The sequence below is a fragment of the Oceanobacillus sp. CF4.6 genome (genome assembly GCF_051262635.1).
Classification (GTDB): domain Bacteria; phylum Bacillota; class Bacilli; order Bacillales; family Amphibacillaceae; genus Oceanobacillus.
In genome coordinates this window covers 49,972-71,406 of sequence record NZ_JBIMEX010000009.1, presented here as the reverse complement: position 1 = coordinate 71,406, position 21,435 = coordinate 49,972, and the positions used below count along the sequence as shown (strand labels likewise).

The following is a 21,435-nucleotide window of genomic DNA, read 5'->3' as shown; positions in this document are numbered from 1 at the left end:
GAAAGAGGTTAAACATTGCGATATAAACAAATTGCACAATACATCATTAGAAAATCAATTAAGCTGGCAACATTATTAATTGCAGTCAGTATACTTTCTTTTACATTGATTAGTTATTCACCAATAGATCCTGTGCAATCTTATATCGGTGCAGATATGACGAGAGTTAGTCCCGAGCAGCGTGAAGATATTGCGGATTACTGGGGGTTAAACGAACCGAAATTCGAACAATTTTTAAACTGGGGGGGGAATGTACTACAGGGAGAACTGGGTACATCCCTGTTGTATCGAAGCTCGGTTGTTGAGACGATTGGGGAACGTTTCCTGGCATCTTTAGCATTAATGGGTATGGCCTGGATACTCTCAGGCCTGTTTGGCTTTATACTAGGTATTATTGCAGGTATGAAAGAGGAAACCTGGATAGACCGATTGATTAAAGGATATTGCTTTCTGCTTGCATCAACGCCGGCATTTTGGCTCGGATTATTATTACTCATGCTGTTTTCCGTTTGGCTTGGTTGGTTTCCGATTGGGCTTGGATCACCTGCCGGCATATTGGCAGAGGATGTCTCGCTTTTTGAACGGTTACGGCACTTAGCTTTACCTGCATTGACATTGAGTATTGCTGGTGTTGCAAATGTTGCGTTGCATACGAGGCAAAAGTTGATTGAAGTACTTGAAAGTGAGTATGTTCGTTTCGCAAAAGCTAAAGGGGAACGAGGGTTTACCTTATTATGGAATCACGGTCTGCGGAATATTTCACTTCCGGCTATTTCCTTGCATTTTGCATCATTTGGTGAACTTTTTGGTGGAGCGGTTTTGGCAGAACAAGTATTTTCTTATCCGGGTCTTGGGCAGGCGGTTGTGCAAGCGGGTCTTGGTGGCGATATTCCGCTATTATTGGGAATTGTATTATTTAGTACGATCTTTGTCTTCACAGGAAACTTAATTGCTGACCTATTGTATAACGTGATTGATCCTCGCATTAGAAAGGATGATATCTGATGAGGGGACGAATTCAACTATTAAATCTTAGACAGCGAACAGTAGCTATTATTGTTCTGGTAGTGATCTTTTTATTTGGAATGGTTATAAGTGGGATAATCATCGACGCAGACAAGCTTTCTGTAAATTTGGCAATGAAAAATAGTGCCCCGTCCCTAGATCATCTCTTTGGGACGGATTGGCTTGGACGGGACATGCTGTCACGCACTTTAAAGGGTTTAACACTGAGTATGGGAGTAGGGTTACTTGCAGCTTCTTTGAGTGCTGGTATTGCTCTACTTTTAAGTTTATTGGCTTCTTGGAATAAGCAAATCGATTATCTGGTTACTTGGCTTATCGATTTATTCCTGAGTGTTCCTCACATTGTTCTTCTGATATTGATTTCCTTTGCAATGGGTGGTGGAATCAAAGGGGTAGTGATAGGCCTTGCCTTTACACACTGGCCAAGCCTAACTCGCTTGTTGCGAGCTGAAATGCTGCAAATAATAAGTGCAGAATATGTAGGGGTATCTCAACGGTTGGGGAAATCGAGGTGGTGGATTGCAAGGCAGCATTTATTGCCTCATCTAGTTCCGCAGCTTTTTATCGGTTTTATTTTATTGTTTCCGCATGCGATTTTACATGAGGCTGCTGTCACATTTCTTGGTTTTGGGTTATCCACCGAACAACCTGCAATCGGAGTTATTTTATCCGAGTCGATGCGTTATTTGTCAACCGGAATGTGGTGGTTGGCATTTTTCCCGGGTCTTTCATTATTAATCATGGTGGCTTTATTTGATATGCTAGGTAAAAATTTAAAGAGATTACTTGATCCATTTCATGGGCAGAGGTGAGAAAGAGGGGATCTACTAGAATGAAAACAACAAAAGATAAAAACCCATTGCTTGAGGTAAAAGATTTTTCCCTCTCCTTTCGTCGATATGAAAAAGGTTTGCGAGAAACCAAACTGGATGTTATACGTCAATTAAATTTAACGATCCATGAAGGGGAAATTGTAGCGGTTGTAGGTGCCAGTGGATCAGGAAAGAGTCTACTGGCAAATGCGGTTCTTGGTATACTTCCTGACAATGTATTGCTTAATGGAACATTAAAATACAAAGGAGAAGTGCTAACTCACAATAAGCAGATTCAACTACGTGGAAAGGAAATCTCACTTATTCCCCAATCTGTTAATGCACTCAATCCATTGATAAAGACTGGAAAACAAGTGCAGTCCGTCATTCGAACCAAAAATAAAAAGACGGTTCAAGAAGCTATATTCGGCGAGATTGGATTGCCAACAGAAACCGGTCAAAAGTATCCCTTTGAACTATCTGGTGGAATGGCTAGAAGGGTTTTGGCAGCAACAGCGATGGCCAGCAATGCTCATTTAATTATAGCGGATGAACCAACACCTGGATTGGATCCGAGAGTGCTTCAGGAGACAGTAAGGAGTATTCAACAATTAGCTTCAGATGGAAAAGGCATTCTGTTTATCACACATGATATAAATACAGCATTAAAATTTGCAGATAAAATAGCTGTCTTTCATGAAGGTAGGACAATTGAAATTGCGAGTGCTGAAGATTTTAGTGGGAAAGGGGAAAGGTTAAGCCATTCCTATACGAAAGACCTTTGGAATGCCTTGCCTCAAAATGAATTTATTACTGACTTGAAGAAAATGAAAGATATAAAGAAATCTTATAGTGAAGAGCAGAGGCTTGTTGTAAAAGGAATAAGTTACCATTATGGGGAAGATCCCAATCTCTTTGAAAATCTTGAATTAACGGTGAATCCTGGTGAAATAGTTGGATTACATGGGTATAGCGGATCCGGTAAATCAACAATGGCACAAATTATTGCTGGATATTTAAAATCAAAGACAGGTACGGTGACAGTAAATAGGGAAATAAATTTTGATTCTGTAATGCATCCGGTTCAATTAGTTTGGCAACATCCTGAAAAAGTAATAAATCCCAAGTGGCAGATGAAAAAGGTGTTGGCAGAGAGTGGGATGGCGGAAAGTGAATTACTTCATGATTTAGAGATGAAAGAGGAGTGGTTGTCACGTTGGCCAAGTGAGTTATCTGGTGGGGAATTACAACGTTTTTCAGTAGCCCGTTCGCTTCATGGTAATACAAAATATCTTATTGCAGATGAGATGACGACAATGCTTGATTCCATCTCACAGGCGCATCTGTGGAAAACAATTTTAAAGTTAGCCAAAGAGAGGAATCTCGGTGTACTTGCGGTCAGTCACGATTATCAATTATTGAAACGAGTAAGTGATCGTATTATCAATTTTAATGATATTACAAATGTATAAGGTAAAGTATATTCCTTCCCTTTCAAAACCGAATTACGATATACTGAATGGAAGTTAATCCATTAATCTTAGCTTTTGAAGGGTGATTGGAATATTATGTTAGACGTCATAATCTGGATTATTATTAGTGCACTATTTATTTTAAGTTTTGCTGGAATTGTTTTTCCGATTGTTCCATCGGTGCTTGTATTATGGGTAGGCTTCTTGCTGTATCAATTTGTATTGGACGGAACGGAACTAAACGCAATATTTTGGATCGTGATGGCTGTATTTACGATTCTGCTCATTGTTGCGGATATTATTGCCAATAGTTACTTTGTGAAGAAATATGGCGGAAGCAAATGGGGTGAACGTGGAGCAGCAGTAGCGGTAATTATTGGTTCTTTCATTACACCACCATTCGGAATTATTTACGTTCCATTCATTGTTGTTTTTATCATTGAAATGGTACAAAAGAGAACCACAAAAGAAGCTTTCCGGGCATCAATCGGTTCGTTATTTGGTTTTCTAGGTGGTACATTTGCAAAGATAGTCATTCAAGTTGTAATGATTATTTGGTTCTTTATTTTAGTTTTATTCTAAAGGGTAAACAGAAAGGATCCTATCATATGAATTATCCATCAAGAGTAATGACCATTGCGGGTTCGGCAGCGGGTGGCAGTGCTGGAATCCAGGCAGATTTAAAAACATTTCAGGAATTGGATGTTTATGGCATGAGCGTAGTGACGGCTATCGTAGGTCGTCATCCAGAGACAAATAAAAATGTACACCCACAAACGATGGAAGCAATTGAGGCTCAGTTTTATACTGCGATACAACAAGTTGGTGCAGATGGATTAAAAACAGGAATGTTGTTTACGAAGGAAGTTATTGAAACGGTTGCAGGTTTGATTCAGGATTCAGGGATTAAAACGATTGTTGTCGATCCGGTAATGGTAGGGAAAATGAATTCCAAACTGTTGGAGGATGATGCAATTCATGCATTGAAACGTAAACTTATTCCGTTGGCAACGATGATTACACCAAATATACCTGAAGCATCGGTTCTTCTAGGGGACAGGCCACTGCATACGCTTCAAGATTTAGAGCAAGCCGCGGTTGACTTACATGCTCTCGGACCCAAGTATGTGTTGGTAAAGGGCGGAAGGTTAACTGGACCAGCAGTAGATGTATTATATGATGGGGAGACGCTCACTACCTTTGAAGCTCCGCGAATCGATACGGTTAATACGAGTGGAGCAGGGTGTACGTACTCAGCAGCAATTACCGCTTATCTTACGAAGGGAAAGCCAGTTGCAGAAACAGTTCATCTTGCTAAAAGCTTTGTAACGACAGCAATTGAATATGGATTTTCCTTTACAGATATTGTTGGACCAACCTATCCTATTGCTGAAAGAAAATATGGTGAAGCACATCCGATTACAGTGAAAACGGTATGACTTTTCTGGGGGTGTGGAGAAGGGGAAAATCAATAGTTAAGGAGTGAAATGCTAATCACTGAGTAAGCTTGACTTTCTAAATTAGAGTCTATATATTTAGTACATATAGAAACGTTGAAGAGGATTAGTATAATTAATTTGTCTTTTCAAGAGAGGAAATGGACGCTGTGAATTTCCAAAGACATGAATTAGAACCTGCCTCCTGAGTTCGCCATCGGAAAAGCAAATGATTGCCTTAAGATGTGCGCGGTTCATAACCGTTATCAAGCTAAGTGTGCAAGGATAATCCTTTGCAAACAAGGGTGGTACCACCAGACCTCGGTCCCTTTTCGGATGGAGGATTTTTTGTGTTTAAATATGAATCAAATATGAATAAAATATGAATAAAATGAGGTGTTCGGTTTGGGTAAGAAGAACAAGCAATTTGTAGAAAAAATTACTGCTATGGAAGATGACTTTGCCCAGTGGTATACAGATGTAGTAAAACAGGCTGATTTAGTTGATTACGGCCAAGTACGCGGAACAATGATTATTAAGCCATACGGCTATGCCATATGGGAAAATATAAAAGATGAGCTCGATTGCAAAATTAAGCAAACAGGCCACTCGAATGTTGCCTTCCCAATGTTCATCCCTGAGAGCCTTCTGCAAAAGGAAAAGGACCATGTTGTAGGATTCGCACCGGAAGTAGCTTGGGTAACACATGGTGGAGATGAGGAGCTAGCGGAGCGAATAGCTATCCGTCCAACTTCTGAAGTACTTTTCTGTGATTACTATTCCAAAAATATTCATTCCTATCGTGACTTACCAAAGCTCTATAACCAATGGACAAATGTCGTTCGCTGGGAAAAAACAACACGTCCGTTCTTGCGCTCATCTGAATTCCACTGGCAGGAAGGTCATACTGCGCATGCGACAGATGAAGATGCCGCAAAGGAAACAGACAGAATGCTCGGTGTCTATGCTGACCTTGTAGAAAACCACCTTGCAGTTCCAGTTCTGAAGGGTCGTAAAACCGATAAAGAAAAATTCGCAGGGGCGAAATATACGTTAACGATTGAAAGCTTGATGCATGATGGAAAAGCATTGCAATCGGGAACGTCACATCATTTCGGTTCCGGATTTGCTGAAGCCTTTGATATTACGTATTTAGATGAAAATGGAGAAAGTCAGTTTGTTCATCAAACGTCATGGGGACTTTCAACAAGAATTATGGGTGCATTAATCATGGTTCATGGTGATAACCGTGGATTAGTAGTACCACCACGGATTGCTCCAACACAGGCAATGATTGTTCCGATTGCCCAGCATAAAGAAGGGGTCTTAGATAAGGCCTACACATTACGTGATCAATTAAAGGATCTTGTCCGTGTAGATATCGATGGCAGCGATAAAATGCCTGGCTGGAAATTCAATGAATATGAAATGAAAGGTATCCCAGTTCGAATTGAAATGGGACCTAAAGATATTGAAAAAGAGCAAGTTGTTCTCGTTCGTCGTGATACGGGTGAAAAAGAATTTGTAGCACTTAGTGATTTGGAAGCGCGCCTACCGGTATTATTGGAAGAAATTCAGTCTAATTTATACCAGAAAGCATTGGACCACCGCAATGAAATGACAAGTGTTGCAACAAATATGGAAGAATTCAAACAAACGCTTGATCAAAAGGGTGGATTCATTAAAGCAATGTGGTGTGGAGATGTTGCTTGTGAAGAGAAGATTAAAGAGGAAACAACAGCAACTTCCCGCTGTATTCCATTTGAACAGGAGACAGTAGCAGATACATGTGTATGCTGTGGTAAGGAAGCAAAAGAAATGGTTTACTGGGCAAAAGCATATTAATTATGGAAAAGAGCACTGCTGTGACAGTGCTCTTTTCTTGATTATATCAGGCAAACGACACAGAGATTGCTCGTTTTGATTAGCAATAGAGCGAATATTATTGACTGATTCATTGGAAAATACCATCTATATAAAAACCTATTGCGCTATCTAGTGAATGTATGTTATAAATATACATATAAACTTATAAATATACATTAATGATGGAGGCAACTATGAAAAAACAATTAAATCAAGAGATAGATAATATTATTCATAGTCTTTGGAAAATGAGTAATCAATTATATGAGAATCCCGAACTGGGAGATCAGGAATTCAAGTCGATGCAGGTCCTTACAGACTTTCTCAAAAAACATGATTTTGAAATTGAAACGGGAATTGTTGAACGGCCGACAGCTTTCAAGGCGGAATTTCATAGCGGAAAGCCGGGACCGAAGATTGCATACTTGGCTGAATATGATGCATTGCCTGGTGTAGGACATGGTTGTGGTCATAATCTGATTGGAACAATGAGCACTGGAGCGGGCATCGCACTCAGTAAACTAGTAAAAGAAACGGGTGGAAGTGTTATCGTATTGGGCACACCTGCCGAAGAAACTAATGGAGCTAAAGTACCAATGAGTGAGCAAGGAACTTTTGATGATATTGATGTAGCGATGATTGTTCATCCTGGAGATGTTTCCAATGAGAGTGGAGAATCACTTGCAATGGATGCTATACAGTTCAGTTATTCAGGGAAATCCGCCCATGCAGCTGCATCTCCTGAACAAGGTATTAACGCATTAGACAGTGTGATACAACTATTTAATGGAATAAATGCTCTCAGGCAGCACGTAACTCCCGATGTTCGAATTCATGGAATCATATCGGAAGGTGGTCAGGCGGCAAATGTTGTTCCAGATAAAGCTACAGCGCAATTTTATGTGAGAGCCAAAGATAGAGATTACCTAGACAAAGTTGTTAAAAAGGTGAAAAATATTGCAGAAGGTGCAGCATTAATGACAGGGGCATCACTGGAAATTTCAAATTACGAATTAAGTTATGATAATATGATAACGAATCAAGTGTTATCGGATAGATATACAGAAAACTTGAAGCGTACGAGTAAACATCCGGTTCTTCCTGCAAAAGAATCATATGGTTCCATTGACATGGGGAATGTCAGTCAGGTTGTCCCTGCAATTCACCCTTATATAGGAATGAATAAGCCTGGGTTAATCCATCATACAACAGAATTTGCTGATCAAACGGTAACAGAAGAAGGCCAGCAAGCACTTCATGATGGAGCACTCTCATTAGCTCAAACTGGTTTTGATGTTTTAACAGATAAAGCATTATTTAAAGCAATTCAAGCGGAATTTGCTCCATCATAATAAAGAAGTCTTTTGTAAAGAATAATGGAAAAATATAACTTAATATAAAATAGGGAGAGATAAAAAACATGAAATTATCATTTGGTAAATTAATTACAACATTTTTATTGATTATATTGTTAGCAGCGTGTGGCGGTAGCAACGAGACAGATACAGATTCTAATGCAGATTCAGGAGAATCAGAGGAAAAACAAGTATTAACAATGGCTACTTCAGCAGATTTCCCACCATTCGAATCTCGTGATACAGAAGGCAATTTTGAAGGATTTGATATTGAATTGTCTCAGCTTATTGCTGAGGAACTAGGCTATGAACTGGAAATTGAAGACATGAGTTTTGATGGATTAATTGGAGCATTACAGGCAGAACGTGTGGATATGGTAATGGCCGGTATGAGTGCAACTGAAAAACGTAAAGAAAACGTGGACTTTTCCAGTGAATACAATCGTTCAGGAGAAATGTTTGTAACAAAAGCTGAAGAACCAATCGAAGCACTTGAAGATCTTGAAGGAAAAAAAGTCGGTGTTCAGCTTGGGACGATACAAGAAGAAGGTGCGGATCAATTAAGTGAAGAATATGGATTTGAAGTTAAAAAAGTAGATGATGCCGGAATTATGGTTCAGGAAATGAACTCGAATCGTATCGATGTGATGTATCTGGATAAAGAAGTAGCGAAAGGGTATATTGAGAAACAAGGATTTGTCGGATTCGATGATCCTACCACAGTTTCACCAGGTATGGCAATCGCATTCCCTAAAGGAAGCGAATTAGTTGAAGAAGTAAATGCTGCATTGGAAGAAATTGAATCCAGTGGTAAATTAGATGAATTGAAAGAAAAATGGTTAACAGAATCAGAATCAGAATAAAATCGCATCAAGAGAAACGAGGTGATAGGGCATGAATTTGGATTTTACCCAAATCGTGCCTTATATTCCTTTTATGTTGGAAGGAATAGGGGCAACATTAAAATTTGTAAGTATATCAATAGTTGTAGGTTTTATTCTTGGTACAATTTTAGCAATGTGTAAAATCACAAAAATACCACTATTGAAATGGTTTGCGGATGCATATACATCAATATTTAGAGGTACACCACTTATTTTGCAATTAATGATTATTTATTTTGCAGTACCTCAGTTGACTGGTTATGATATCTCCGCATTTTTATCTGCAATATTGGCATTTGGATTAAATTCTGCAGCATATGTATCTGAAATTATCCGCGCAGGAATTATGGCAGTGGATAAAGGGCAAACAGAAGCAGCGGAAGCGCTCGGTGTTCCATATCGGCCGATGATGCTGAATATCATTCTTCCGCAGGCGTTCAAAAATATACTGCCTGCATTAATGAATGAATTTATTACATTAACAAAAGAATCAGCAATTGTTTCTACCATCGGGTATCTTGATCTGATGCGCCGGGCCCAAATTGTTGGTGCTGATTTATATGCGAATTTTGAGCCACTCCTATTTGCAGGATTAATTTATTGGGTAATGGTTTTCATTCTCACTAAAATTGGTGCACTTGTGGAACGGAGGATGAGACAGAGTGATTAAAGTTTCGAATATAACAAAAGTATTTGGTAAAAATGAAGTACTTAAAGATATCTCCACAACGATTAATCAGGGAGAAGTTGTTACGGTAATTGGACCGTCTGGTTCCGGTAAGTCTACCTTTTTGCGCTGCCTGAATCTTTTAGAGCAACCAACAAGCGGAGAAATTTATATTAAAGATGTTAATATAACAAATGGAAAAGTAGATAAGTTGGGAATTAGGAAAAATATTGGAATGGTATTTCAACATTTTCACTTATTTCCGCATATGACGGTGTTGGAAAATGTTGCGTATGCACCGCAAAAGGTTAAGAAACAATCGAAAGAAACTGCAGTGGAAAATGGTAAGGAGCTTCTTGCAAAAGTTGGTTTAACTGATAAAGAAGATGCTTATCCAAATCGTCTTTCTGGTGGCCAGAAGCAGCGTGTAGCTATTGCGAGGGCACTTGCTATGGATCCGGATATTATGTTGTTTGATGAACCAACTTCAGCACTTGATCCTGAAATGGTAAAGGAAGTGCTGGATGTTATGAAGGATCTTGTGGATACAGGTATGACAATGGTAATCGTGACACATGAAATGAACTTTGCGAAAGAAGTAGCTGATAAAGTTTTATTTTTGGATGATGGTGTCCTCATGGAGGAAGGGAATCCTAAGGAATTTTTCGACAAACCGAAAACAGCGAGGGCTATAGACTTTTTGGATAAGGTACTATAAAATGAATCAACCCCCTCCGCATGTACTGGAGGGGGTTATTTTAAACGTTCAGTAATTTTTCAATATTTTTTTCAAGACTTTCAGGTTTTTTCTGTGGAGCAAACCGGTCAACAATATTACCTTCTTTGTCCACTAGGAATTTGGTGAAGTTCCATTTAATCTGGCCACCCAAAAGCCCTTTTTTTTCTGAAGTCATATGTTTAAATAATGGATGTGCATTCTCTCCGTTGACATCAATCTTACTGAACATAGGGAAAGTAACGCCATAGTTTCTTTGGCAAATGTTGGCTATTTCGGAATCTGAACCAGGTTCCTGACTACCAAACTGATTGCTTGGAAACCCTAATATTTCTAGACCTTGGTCATTATATTTATCGTATAGCTTTTGTAATCCTTCTAATTGTGGAGCAAATCCACATTCACTCGCAGTATTAACAATCAGCATTGCTTTCCCTTTATAATCAGATAGGGGTTTTTCCGCGCCTTGAATTGTACTTGCGGTATAATTATAAATAGTCACATAAACTCCTCCTTTATGGGGGGGATTATAACAATGTAGAATTTATAAGTCAAAATATCGAACTGATAGTATAAAATGCTTTTAGTAATTAATTACTCAACTTTTGCAGAGTGAAATGGGCAAATAAGCCTTGGTAAGAGGGCTGGAAATAACCCTGCACAATAAGAGATGACTTTGGATTAACTGCTTGCGCTTAACAGTCTAGACACATCGAAATTCCAATGCTCTTTCGCGTTAATTTTGTTGCTTTTATCACCGCCTTTTACATAAACTACGAAGTAACTGCTGGTTTTCTATCAGTATGCAGAAACTTCGGCGACCGCTCTGGGAAATATACTTGCGGTTCGCGGGCGGGCTGGTGAGCCTTTCCTCCCGCTGAAGTCTTCGTATATTTCCCAGAGCTGGTGTTAAGCCTACAAAAGATTAACAGCTTAGTGATATTAGATAAAAATCGTATCACAACTTCACCAGTCCGGGTGAGCGGCGGGCGGTGACTCCTGCGGGAACAGCACGTGTCCGAAGACCTGAAGAGTGGTTTTCTCTTCGGGGCTGAGGCCGTGCCCGCGGAAAGCATCCGCCCAGAGCGATCCCGGACGGCGGGAAAAGCAGTTACTTCGCATTTTATCTCAACTCTGCGATGATTAAAAAGCAATAAACATTACGAAAACAGCCTAACTTTTTAACAAGGTTAACAAGGAGATTATTAGAAACATTCTAAGTTTTACCCAGTTACCTATTTGAACTTATTTTATTGAAACGAAAGTTGAGTTAACTATTTTAAGCTGTACCTCTATACAGAAAGGATTATGGAATAAATATGTATTTAACAACAGGAAAACTTGATAATGGAATGAATTTTTATGTTCGGTACTTAACGATAAAAGATTTGCCCGAAGTAATCAATTTGCAAAGTAAGGTTGTACAGGGACTTCCTGAACCAGATGTTTTGCAGCCGCTTACGACCGAAGAGTTTACAAGGATTCTTAAGGATCGTAATTTAATGATTGGCGTTTTTGTGGATGAAAGAATGATTGCCTTTCGAGCAATGCTGGCACCTGAAAAGGATGAAGAAGGTCTAGGTGCCGATATTGGTTTGAAAGAAGAAAAATTTGGAACGATTATTTACTCTGAAATTTCCAATGTAGACCCTGATTACCGAGGAAATGGCTTACAGACATACATGGGGAAAATACTAGTAAACAATATAGATGACAACCGGTATCGGTATATCCTTGCAACAGTGGCGCCTTTTAACATAGCAAGTTTAAAAGATAAATTTGCGCTTGGTATGGAGATAGCTGTGTTAAAAGAGAAATTCGGGGGGAAGCTCCGCTATGTATTTAAGAAAGATTTAAACATAGAAGCCCAAACCGTTCCTACAAAAGAAATAGATATTAAAATGGAAGATATTGAGCGGCAGCAAGCAATATTAATGACAGGATACCGAGGTGTTTCGATGAAAAATATCGCGGATGAATGGTATGTTTGCTATAAGAAATAGTTTACATCATGCAAAAATGTTATAAATAAACGAAGAGACTGTCCATTTATGGGACAGTCTTCTTACATGTATTGTTCCTATTATTATAAGTTTTTTTTCATATTGTCATCAAGGTTAGTTGATAATTTGGGATTATGATGAAAAGCACTGTCTGTTGGTGGTATCCCTAGTAACTCATCGGATAGTAAATAAAGCTTAAATGATTCTCCGTTAGTAGTATACTTCTCAGCGTCTTTATGGTCTACCCCATGATTAACTAATTGCTCATAAGGTGAAATGTTTAGTGTGCCCTCGTCTTTAAATACTTTCTTAATCTTATCAAAAAATGAAGCATCCTCTGGGGTATATGACCCCTTTTCTATAGTTACATCTGTGTAACTTTCCAAGTCATGATTTTTGGTATTTGTATTACGATTGGTAAGAATAGTAAGATCTTCTGTCTTGTAACCTGCCAATTTAAATTCACTAATTGCTTGTACCGCTTCCTCCTCTGAGTTGTAAGCACCAATTATGTGTTTAGCCATTTATAATTACCTCCTGTGAATTTTGATTGCGCTATGTAAAAAATATTCCCTACTATTCATTTCTAAAACATAAAAAAGGCAAAACAAAAAACGGCCTAGGTTCAGGCCGTCTCTCTCGTTATGCTTCTTGCTTCATACTTTCTCCAAGGATTGCCAGTCTCGACTCGACTTCTTCTGCGGGGAGATTGTGTTCTTTAACATACATGTTGCGAGGGCTCACGCGACATTCATGCGTGCAACCTCGTATATATTTATGCTCATTTTCTTCCGAGCAAAGAATTTGTTTATTACATTCAGGGTTTGCGCAGTTTATATAGCGTTCACAAGGTTGTCCATCGAAATAATCAACGCCGACTACAACGTGTTCCTTTCGATTAACAGGAATAGAAATGCGTTCATCAAAAACATATAATTTCCCATCCCATAAATCACCTTTAACTTCTGGATCTTTACCATAAGTTACGATTCCACCATGTAATTGTGCAACATCTTCAAAGCCCTCTTTTACAAGCCACCCTGAAAATTTTTCACAGCGAATTCCACCTGTACAGTAAGTGAGAACTTTTTTACCATCTAAAATATGCTTATTTTCACGTACCCAATCTGGTAAGTCTCTAAATGTTTCAATGTCAGGACGAACGGCACCGCGGAAATGGCCCAAATCATATTCATAATCATTACGGGCATCCAAAACGATTGTGTTTTCATCCTGCATTGCCTCGTAGAAATCTTGAGGTTCCAGGTATTCTCCTGTAACTTCGTGTGGATTAATATCATCTTCTAATCGAAGCGTAACCAATTCATTACGTGGACGTACATGCATTTTTTTAAAGGCATGCCCTTCGTGAGGATCAATTTTAAATACCATATCTACAAAGCGTGGATCATTGTGCATTGCATCCATGTACTTCTGTGTTTGCGCAACAGTCCCTGAAACGGTACCGTTAATTCCTTCCTTAGCTACTAAGATTCGACCCTTTAGTTCAAGTTCTTTACAAACCTTAAGATGCTCAGCTGCATAGCTTTCGGGATCTTCAATATGCACATAGTTGTAATACAATAATACCTGATAATTTGCATTGCTTTCCATTTTCATTACCACCTGTTCATTCATATTTGCAAGATATAAATGGTTGGTAGTCGATATTTACTTTTTATCTTGCAAGACATTATTTTACCACGGCTTAAAAAGATTTTCAATATCATCTTCGTCTTTAAGTATTACCATTCTTACCTGTATTGATTCCTATATTTTGATTTTAGATTCTAAATCTGAATGTGACGACCCAAGGAACTATAGACAACAGCATAGTCAATTTCTAGTTAAATACCATAGTATAAAATATATTGAAAGGAGTGGATAGAAAATGAGCGATTCATCTAATCAAGTCCCTGGAAAAGTAGTTGATCTTATGGTCGATAGTATATTTAAGAAAAATGGAATTAAACCGGACGAATTAAAGAAGAATTTGTCTGATGAACAAAAACAAATGCTAAAAGACATGGTAGAAGATTTGCAGGAGCAGGTTGATAAATTTAATAATAAAAACACGAATCATACAAGTGAATAAAACATAGAGAAAACACCTAAAGCTAGGTGTTTTCTTTATTTATTAAAATACTAGTGCATGTGTACAATCTTCTAGTTGAAAAAACCATAAATTATCCTATAACCAAAGAAAGGAGTGTCAATATGGCGATTTATAGAAGTGACAGAGATACGAATGCTCATAACCGAAAAAGTAAACATTTCTATTTAGATAATACGGAAGGTCGGAGTAGATGCAGTTGCGGTCATAAATGTGATGGAAGATGCAGAAAAGAATCAAGCCGCAGCCCCGAATTTGATTTCAACGACAAAACGAACCATCACCATGACCATGATCATGATGCAACTGTTTCCCAAGAGGCTGGACAATTCTCATTTATGGAGCAAGAGTCCGCAGAACTAATTTGGGTGAAGGAATCCTGTGATATCGTGATTAATACGACAGATACACAGGCAGGTATTTCACTACAAGCAGGGTTACAACTTGCCATTGCGTTGGTTCTTCGAATAACAATTGGAGATTCCGAAACAAGTGAAGCAGTCTCCCAAGAGTTAATGCAACAATTTGATATGACGCAAACGAATAGACAGAAAATCTATATCTATAATACGAAGGGTGCAACTGTAAGAACGACGGATACAGACCTGGCAGTCAATATTCAAGTTTTATTACAGTTATTAGTGGCGTTGATCGTTATTGTCGATATTTTATAGAACAAAATAAATGTTGAAAAGAGGTGTATTGAATGACACAGCTTAAAGAATGGCGTGCTTTAGATCATTGTGACGATAGAGATGAGAAGGCTGATGTTGACCAAGAGGCTGTACAGCGCGATGCGATTAAACAAGTATCAGATGAATGGATTATCATCAAGGATTCGGAAGACATTGATGTTAAAACGACAGATACGCAAGCAGCAGTTTCCCTGCAACTTGGTATCCAGGTTGCAATCGCTGTGGTTCTTAGTATAACAATAGGGGACTCTAATCGGGCAAAGGATGTCATGCAAGACTTTAACCAAGTTTCCAAGACAAGACAGTCCAATCATCAAAAAACAATTGTAGAAGGGTCTAAGAATGTACAGATTACTACAGTCGATACAGACGTTTCAATTAATATCCAATTGCTAGTACAACTTCTAGTTGCAATCGTTGCAAGCTTAGATATTCTCTAAGCACTTTAGTTAAGGTTTTAACCGGGATCTCCATGAAGCGATTGGTGATTCCGGTAAAATTTATAGTTAATGTTTGGAGAGACTAAACATCTCTCTATTTTCGTGAGTCTTCTAAAATAGTGCTCCGATATTTAATAAAGTGGAAATCGTCGGGGGTTACCTTCCGAGCTTAGACAGAAATTGTACATGAGCTTAAGAAATTAATACAATAAAGCATACGAATAACAAGGTCAGGGTTTGTAATTTCAGGGATTTATTTTTTGTTAAGCTGGAAAGGAGTTTTCATTAGCTGCAACCCTTTCGTAAAGTATGTAAATCATGACTTTATTCTATCGTTTTATTATGACCCAGAACCAGAATATGTGCAAAATGTAACCGTTTTAAAAAGTAATTGTTTTTATCAAAAATTAACATATAAACGCTTGCATTTTTTTTCGAAAAAAGTTAAAGTTAAAATAGCAAAAGGAAATTGAAGTTTGAATATAATACTTTACGATCTCTTGTTCAAGACGGTGTAAAAGTATTTATGATTCAATTACTTTGCACGATATTGTATAAGGAGGTCATTTAAATGACTGGTAAAGTTAAATGGTTTAATGCAGAAAAAGGTTTCGGTTTTATCGAACGCGAAGATGGAGATGACGTATTCGTACATTTCTCAGCAATTCAAGCTGAAGGATTCAAAACGCTTGAAGAAGGTCAGGAAGTTGAATTTGAAATTGTAGAAGGTAACCGTGGACCACAGGCTGCAAATGTTACACGTCTGTAATATATAGTAATTTATAAAGACTTGTCTCATCTATGGGATAAGTCTTTTTTTGGTTATATAAGCTGGTGGAGTAAGAGGCATTACTAAAGAAATGGGGGAACATAATGACTTCATTTAACTGGAAATCTGTAGCGGAAAATGAATGGGATAAACGGGCAGACTTTTGGAATAAAAAAAGCATGGATATGTGGGAGCATGGAAGTAGAAAAGATATTGTGCCATTGTTGACCGAACATTTGGAGCAGGGGAGTGAAATTCTCGATATTGGTTGTGGGGATGGATACGGCAGTTTTAAATTATGTAGTGCCGGCTATCGTGTTACTGGAATAGATTTGTCGAATGAAATGATTCAGCTGGCACAATCCAGAATGCAGGCAGAAAACAGCATGTCCTTCCAACAGGGGGATGTTAATGAGCTTCCATTTGAGGACAATTATTTTGATGCAATTATAGCGATTAATGTGTTGGAATGGGTGGAAGATCCGTTTCATGCATTAAAAGAATTACAACGTGTAGTGAAGAACAATGGTCTTATCTGCACCGGAATACTTGGACCAACAGCCGGACCACGTGCAAACAGCTATCCACGTCTGTTGGGTGAAAAGGTGATTTGTAATACAATGATGCCCTGGGAATTTAATGCAATGGCACTAGAATTAAAACTCGAATATGTAGATGGTCTTGGGGTATATAAAGAAGGCGTTCAAAAGGATAAGTACGAAGATTTACCTTTAAAACTAAAACAGGCATTAACCTTCATGTGGGTATTTCTATTACGAAAGGTGGGTGAGTAATATGGACGAAAAAGAAAGGGAAAAGCAAGTGATCGAGAATTATCAAAAAGATGAAAGAATGATGATTTTAGTTTATTCACAATGGTGCATTAATAATAAGCTTGATCCGGTAATCATATACGAGAAAGCATATCCTGGCCAGATAAAAAATAGTACGATGTCAGAAGTACTGGAGTTAACTGTTCCTGCAAATGAATCCGAAGAAATTCCAGATCAAACTGTTTTGAACATTTTACAATTATTTGGCAATGACGACTTAGCATTTATCGTGCAGGAATATATAGAAAAGCGGGATAAGTAAACTCCCGCTTCAATTTAATACATAATAAACTATTCGAAAAGCTTGATTAATGCTTGGGTACCGCTGTCTTCTTCCCCTTTTTCAGCGAGTTCTTTGTATAATTTTAATGACAGCGATAAGCCTGGTGTGGCTAAACCGAGTTCTTCTGCAGATTCAAGTGCGATTGTCATATCCTTAATGAAATGCTTTACATAGAAACCGGGAGCATAGTCGCCTTGGAGCATGCGTGGCGCTAGTTTGGAAAGAGAAAAACTTGCTGCAGCACCAGTCGTTATACTTCTAAGGACACGTTCGGGATCCAGACCAGCTTTTTTTGCGTACATAATGGATTCGCAAACACCTATCATATTGGAAGCAATCGTGATTTGATTTGCCATTTTTGTATATTGACCAGCACCTGCATCTCCTTGCAATATAATATTTTCACCGATTACTTCAAAGAGTGGTAGGAGGGTTGCGTAGGCATCTTCTTCACCACCGACCATAATGGCAAGGTTACCACTCTTGGCGCCAATATCCCCTCCTGAAACGGGTGCATCCAGTGCGGATAGCTTCTTTTCTTTTGCTTTCTCATAAATTTCTTTTGCCAATGAAGGTTTTGAAGTAGTCATATCAATAGTGAAAGATCCGGCTTGGGCATTATTTAGAATACCGGCATCTCCGTAATAGACTTCCTCGACGTCTGATGGATAGCCAACCATCGTGATAATTACCTCCGAAGAAGAAGCAAGTTCAGCAACCGTGTCTATCCATATTGCGCCATTGTCAATTAAATCCTGTGCTTTGTCCTTTGTACGTGTATAGACATTCACAGAATACCCCGCATTCATCAAATTTCCTACAATGCTTTTCCCCATTACACCTGTACCGATAAATCCAATTGTAGTATCTTTCGAAAGCATATAACGATTCCCCTTTTTTCTTTAACATATATTGTTATTCTACAAAAAACTACTAAAATCCTGCTATTACAAGGTAAAATAATTTTATTCATGATTCGGTTTCCAGCAAAATCCAGATACATTTCTTGAGGATAACTTTCCCCGTGTTGACATGATTTGGGAGTGTGAATCAGGAATCATAACATAGCTTTTACACATAGTATAGGTAGCACATCTAAGTAATATGGAGGAGGATATTCCGTGATTACGAAAGAGCAATTATCCAAGTGTAAAGCTGTTTTAATGAATCGGCAAAATGAGTTAATTCAGCATGTGGAGGATCATTTTGGGATGAAGTATGAATTTGCCAAGGAGTCTGTTGGAGAATTATCTAATTATGATAATCATCCAGGTGACGCGGGAACAGAACTTTTTGAAAGAGAAAAGGATCTTGCATTAAATGAACATGCCGAAAAGGAATTGGAAGATATAAATAAATCGATTCATGCGATAGTAGAGGGCACATATGGAATATGTAGTACATGTGGAGAAGATATTCAATATGAACGATTAGAGGCAATCCCAACTACAGATAAATGTCTGGAACATGCTAAAAATGACACCTTTGATCAACCAAGGACGATCGAGGAAAAAGTATTCAGCCCAAATATAAATCCGAATGAAGTAACGGATGAAGAACAGGTTGGTTATGATGCTGAGGATGCTTGGCAGGAAGTGAGTCGATATGGGACATCCAATAACCAGTCAGATTTATATGGTGATAAGGATCATTATAATGAGATGTATGAAAACAGTGATGAAAGAATCGGTGCTGTGGAAGATGTGGAGAACTTTCTGGCAGCAGATATCCATGGAAAATACTCGGGGGTGACTCCGAACCATAATAAGTATGAAGAGGATTTAGATTAACAAAAAGACTCCTTCAAAAGAAAAGGAGTCTTTTTTGATTGCTGTTTATTCCGTTGGATTGATTACTTCTAATTCTAATGTTGTTGTCTGTTGTTCCCCATTTCGAATGTATTCCACTTCTAGATTGTCACCCACATTTGTTTCGGAATAAAGATATTTTCTCAACTCCACGAGTGATGTAACTTTCTGGTCATTTATTTTTGTAATGACATCTAACTGTTGTAATCCAGCTGTGTCCGCCGGGGAACCTTGCTGTACATCAGCTATGACCATTCCACCTTCAACATCATCAGGAAGGTTAATATCATATCGATATTGAGGTGGTACTTGATTTAAAGAAGCAGTACTAATACCGATGAGTGGACGTGCAACTTCCCCCTCGGTTTCCAATTGTTCCATAATAGGAAGGGCAGAATCGACAGGGATAGCGAATCCAATCCCTTCTACAGAGCTCTGAGCAATTTTCATGGAGTTAATACCGATAACTTCTCCATCTGCATTCACAAGAGCACCACCACTGTTACCAGGGTTGATAGCAGCATCCGTCTGCAGCACTTCTGTCACCCAATCGGCTTGGCCGTCACTGTTGGTATCCACAGGTACGGAGCGATCTAAGCCACTAATGATCCCTTTAGTTACGGTATTGGCGAATTCCATTCCTAATGGATTCCCAATGGCTAGAACGGTTTCTCCAACTTGCAAATTATCGGATGATCCAAGATTTGCTACTGTATTTATTTTTTCGCCGTCAACTTGTAAAACTGCTAAATCCGTTAATCCATCTCCACCTAAAACGGTTGCTGGTATACGCTCCTCGTCATTCAGGATAATTTCTACCTCCTGGGCACCTTCAACGACATGTTGATTCGTAACTACATATGCTTTTCCATCTTCCTTCTTATAAATAATTCCAGATCCTGTACCAGCTTCCTGACTTCCTGTCCATACACTTTGTTGCTGAAGGTTTACAACGCCGACTACTGATTGAGCCACTTCATCCATATTCGAGGAGACATCAGCTTCTTCCGTTGCAATGGTATTTACAATATCGGGTGTTGATTCATTTTCTGCAGAATTGAATTCATCACTGGTATTATTTACTGGAATTATATTATAAGTAAACAGAACAGCGACAATTATTGCTGATATAATTCCTCCTGCAAGACCACCTAATAATCCACCTGTCCAGTTTCTTTTTCCTTTTTTGCTTCTTACTTCCTTCTGTTGTGTTTCCTGAAAGGAGAGGTTTTCTTGTTGTTCTTCTTTCTCCAAGGATTCCTCACCTGATTCAGGTGTATTTTTTATATCTTCCGAATCAGTCGTCGATTGGAATCGGTCGTTTTGTTCTTCATATTTATCCATCAATAAATCCCCTCTTCGTTTTTATGGTATACATTTATTTTAATTGGACAGAGCGGAAAGGGTTTGGTATAAATGTGTAAAAAATGTGTAATTACACGTAAGGTTGTAAAGTTTTGATAAGATATGTAAAAATGAATAGAAAGAATACAATAAAATAGGTAAGCTTCTTGAATTAAATAATGTGAAAAAGGTGAAAATACGATGATGAATAATCATATTGGTTTGGTGGAAGATGACGTTAATATCCAAAATATCGTTTCAGCATATTTAAGAAAAGAAGGCTATGAAGTAACAATCATGGACTCTGCTGAAAAAGGCTGGGAACTTTGGGAAAACAATCCCCCAGATATGTGGGTATTGGATATCATGCTGCCAGGGATGGATGGCTATGAATTTTGCAAAAAAATACGTAATGAAAGTGATGTACCGATTATTATTATTTCTGCAAAAGATGAAGAAATTGATAAGATTCTCGGACTTGAATTAGGGGGAGATGATTATCTGACGAAACCTTTTAGTCCAAGGGAGTTAATCGCAAGAGTGAAAAGGTTGTTCAAACGAACCCTGCCTAGTAAAAAACCGAGGGAGCTAGATGAAGATAGGTTAAAGGTGGATCATCTTTTAATCTACAAAAATGACCGTCGTATTTTCTTTGAGGGAAAAGAATATGAGGTAACAACAAAAGAATATGATATGTTACTCTTGTTGGGTGAAAATCCAAACAGGGCATTTTCCAGAGAGGAACTGTTAATGAAAATATGGGGAAATGATTATTTTGGCAGTGACCGCGCTGTAGATGATCTAATTAAAAGGATACGAAAAAAAATGGACAATATTCCACTGGAAACAGTATGGGGATTTGGGTACCGCCTGCGTAAAGATGAGGACTGATT

The 21,435-nt window shown here is 38.4% G+C and carries 24 protein-coding genes and 1 other annotated feature; of the genes, 19 read left to right on the top strand and 5 right to left on the bottom strand.

The features are described 5' to 3' along the window. Positions 1-15 precede the first annotated feature (15 nt). From ACHABU_RS14105 to ACHABU_RS14060, 10 genes are all read left to right on the top strand, one after another. On the top strand, positions 16-1,005 hold the full coding sequence (locus tag ACHABU_RS14105; protein ID WP_435765534.1) for an ABC transporter permease: 990 nt from the start codon (positions 16-18) through the stop codon (positions 1,003-1,005). Further along, complete coding sequence (locus tag ACHABU_RS14100; protein WP_435765533.1) at positions 1,005-1,838, top strand: ABC transporter permease; 834 nt, start codon at positions 1,005-1,007, stop codon at positions 1,836-1,838. Before ACHABU_RS14105 ends, ACHABU_RS14100 begins: the two co-directional genes overlap by 1 nt. 20 nt (positions 1,839-1,858) lie before the next feature. Beyond that, positions 1,859-3,310 carry an ABC transporter ATP-binding protein gene (locus tag ACHABU_RS14095; protein WP_435765532.1) on the top strand — a complete coding sequence of 484 codons (1,452 nt, stop codon included), beginning with the start codon at positions 1,859-1,861 and terminating at the stop codon, positions 3,308-3,310. Positions 3,311-3,406: 96 nt separating this feature from the next. Beyond that, a complete protein-coding gene (locus tag ACHABU_RS14090) occupies positions 3,407-3,892 on the top strand; it encodes a DUF456 domain-containing protein (protein WP_435765531.1) in 486 nt (161 codons plus the stop codon). A gap of 26 nt (positions 3,893-3,918) precedes the next feature. Next, positions 3,919-4,749: a bifunctional hydroxymethylpyrimidine kinase/phosphomethylpyrimidine kinase gene (gene thiD / locus ACHABU_RS14085; RefSeq protein ID WP_435765530.1), complete on the top strand. Its 831-nt coding sequence runs from the start codon at positions 3,919-3,921 to the stop codon at positions 4,747-4,749. Between the two features lie 105 nt (positions 4,750-4,854). Continuing rightward, positions 4,855-5,079: a binding site (T-box leader), on the top strand. Between the two features lie 72 nt (positions 5,080-5,151). Further along, positions 5,152-6,591, top strand: coding sequence for a proline--tRNA ligase (gene proS, locus ACHABU_RS14080; protein ID WP_435765529.1), 1,440 nt, complete (start codon positions 5,152-5,154; stop codon positions 6,589-6,591). Between the two features lie 215 nt (positions 6,592-6,806). Further along, positions 6,807-7,964 carry a M20 family metallopeptidase gene (locus ACHABU_RS14075; protein ID WP_435765528.1) on the top strand — a complete coding sequence of 386 codons (1,158 nt, stop codon included), beginning with the start codon at positions 6,807-6,809 and terminating at the stop codon, positions 7,962-7,964. 68 nt (positions 7,965-8,032) lie between these two features. Beyond that, a complete protein-coding gene (locus tag ACHABU_RS14070) occupies positions 8,033-8,830 on the top strand; it encodes a transporter substrate-binding domain-containing protein (RefSeq protein WP_435765527.1) in 798 nt (265 codons plus the stop codon). 31 nt (positions 8,831-8,861) lie between these two features. Further along, a complete protein-coding gene (locus tag ACHABU_RS14065; RefSeq protein ID WP_379497874.1) occupies positions 8,862-9,521 on the top strand; it encodes an amino acid ABC transporter permease in 660 nt (219 codons plus the stop codon). After that, the gene (locus ACHABU_RS14060) at positions 9,514-10,236 is read left to right on the top strand and encodes an amino acid ABC transporter ATP-binding protein (RefSeq protein ID WP_435765526.1); all 723 of its coding nucleotides are present in this window, start codon (positions 9,514-9,516) and stop codon (positions 10,234-10,236) included. The genes ACHABU_RS14065 and ACHABU_RS14060 overlap by 8 nt, the downstream gene beginning before the upstream one ends. 40 nt (positions 10,237-10,276) lie before the next feature. Here the strand turns inward: ACHABU_RS14060 and ACHABU_RS14055 are convergent, their stop codons facing one another. Beyond that, on the bottom strand, positions 10,277-10,756 hold the full coding sequence (locus ACHABU_RS14055) for a glutathione peroxidase (RefSeq protein ID WP_435765525.1): 480 nt from the start codon (positions 10,754-10,756) through the stop codon (positions 10,277-10,279). Between the two features lie 817 nt (positions 10,757-11,573). On the opposite strand from ACHABU_RS14055, the gene ACHABU_RS14050 reads away from it, so the two are divergent. Further along, on the top strand, positions 11,574-12,257 hold the full coding sequence (locus ACHABU_RS14050; protein WP_435765524.1) for a GNAT family N-acetyltransferase: 684 nt from the start codon (positions 11,574-11,576) through the stop codon (positions 12,255-12,257). Positions 12,258-12,340: 83 nt separating this feature from the next. On the opposite strand, the gene ACHABU_RS14045 is transcribed toward ACHABU_RS14050, so the two are convergent. Together ACHABU_RS14045 and ACHABU_RS14040 are read right to left on the bottom strand one after the other, a co-directional pair. Beyond that, the gene (locus tag ACHABU_RS14045; protein ID WP_435765523.1) at positions 12,341-12,781 is read right to left on the bottom strand and encodes a general stress protein; all 441 of its coding nucleotides are present in this window, start codon (positions 12,779-12,781) and stop codon (positions 12,341-12,343) included. A gap of 118 nt (positions 12,782-12,899) precedes the next feature. Then, positions 12,900-13,871, bottom strand: coding sequence for a rhodanese-related sulfurtransferase (locus ACHABU_RS14040; RefSeq protein ID WP_435765522.1), 972 nt, complete (start codon positions 13,869-13,871; stop codon positions 12,900-12,902). Between the two features lie 277 nt (positions 13,872-14,148). On the opposite strand from ACHABU_RS14040, the gene ACHABU_RS14035 reads away from it, so the two are divergent. The 6 genes from ACHABU_RS14035 (at position 14,149) to ACHABU_RS14010 (ending at position 17,369) form a co-directional block, all read left to right on the top strand. After that, entirely contained in the window at positions 14,149-14,352 is a 204-nt protein-coding gene (locus ACHABU_RS14035) for a spore coat protein (protein ID WP_435765521.1), read from the top strand. Positions 14,353-14,474: 122 nt separating this feature from the next. Continuing rightward, positions 14,475-15,044, top strand: a complete 570-nt coding sequence (locus ACHABU_RS14030; protein ID WP_435765520.1) for a spore coat protein — start codon at positions 14,475-14,477, stop codon at positions 15,042-15,044. A 32-nt stretch (positions 15,045-15,076) separates the two neighbouring features. After that, positions 15,077-15,505, top strand: coding sequence for a spore coat protein (locus tag ACHABU_RS14025; RefSeq protein WP_435765519.1), 429 nt, complete (start codon positions 15,077-15,079; stop codon positions 15,503-15,505). 571 nt (positions 15,506-16,076) lie between these two features. Continuing rightward, positions 16,077-16,274 (top strand): cold shock domain-containing protein, encoded by a 198-nt coding sequence (locus ACHABU_RS14020; RefSeq protein WP_067726342.1) that lies wholly within the window; start codon positions 16,077-16,079, stop codon positions 16,272-16,274. 104 nt (positions 16,275-16,378) lie between these two features. After that, positions 16,379-17,068, top strand: a complete 690-nt coding sequence (locus ACHABU_RS14015) for a class I SAM-dependent methyltransferase (RefSeq protein WP_435765518.1) — start codon at positions 16,379-16,381, stop codon at positions 17,066-17,068. A 1-nt stretch (position 17,069) separates the two neighbouring features. After that, positions 17,070-17,369, top strand: a complete 300-nt coding sequence (locus tag ACHABU_RS14010; protein WP_435765517.1) for a hypothetical protein — start codon at positions 17,070-17,072, stop codon at positions 17,367-17,369. A 29-nt stretch (positions 17,370-17,398) separates the two neighbouring features. On the opposite strand, the gene ACHABU_RS14005 is transcribed toward ACHABU_RS14010, so the two are convergent. Next, positions 17,399-18,271 carry an NAD(P)-dependent oxidoreductase gene (locus ACHABU_RS14005; protein WP_435765516.1) on the bottom strand — a complete coding sequence of 291 codons (873 nt, stop codon included), beginning with the start codon at positions 18,269-18,271 and terminating at the stop codon, positions 17,399-17,401. A 240-nt stretch (positions 18,272-18,511) separates the two neighbouring features. On the opposite strand from ACHABU_RS14005, the gene ACHABU_RS14000 reads away from it, so the two are divergent. After that, the gene (locus tag ACHABU_RS14000) at positions 18,512-19,180 is read left to right on the top strand and encodes a TraR/DksA C4-type zinc finger protein (RefSeq protein WP_435765515.1); all 669 of its coding nucleotides are present in this window, start codon (positions 18,512-18,514) and stop codon (positions 19,178-19,180) included. A 45-nt stretch (positions 19,181-19,225) separates the two neighbouring features. Here the strand turns inward: ACHABU_RS14000 and ACHABU_RS13995 are convergent, their stop codons facing one another. Further along, a complete protein-coding gene (locus ACHABU_RS13995) occupies positions 19,226-20,542 on the bottom strand; it encodes a S1C family serine protease (RefSeq protein WP_435765514.1) in 1,317 nt (438 codons plus the stop codon). 204 nt (positions 20,543-20,746) lie between these two features. On the opposite strand from ACHABU_RS13995, the gene ACHABU_RS13990 reads away from it, so the two are divergent. Further along, the gene (locus ACHABU_RS13990) at positions 20,747-21,433 is read left to right on the top strand and encodes a response regulator transcription factor (protein WP_379497871.1); all 687 of its coding nucleotides are present in this window, start codon (positions 20,747-20,749) and stop codon (positions 21,431-21,433) included. Positions 21,434-21,435 lie beyond the last annotated feature (2 nt).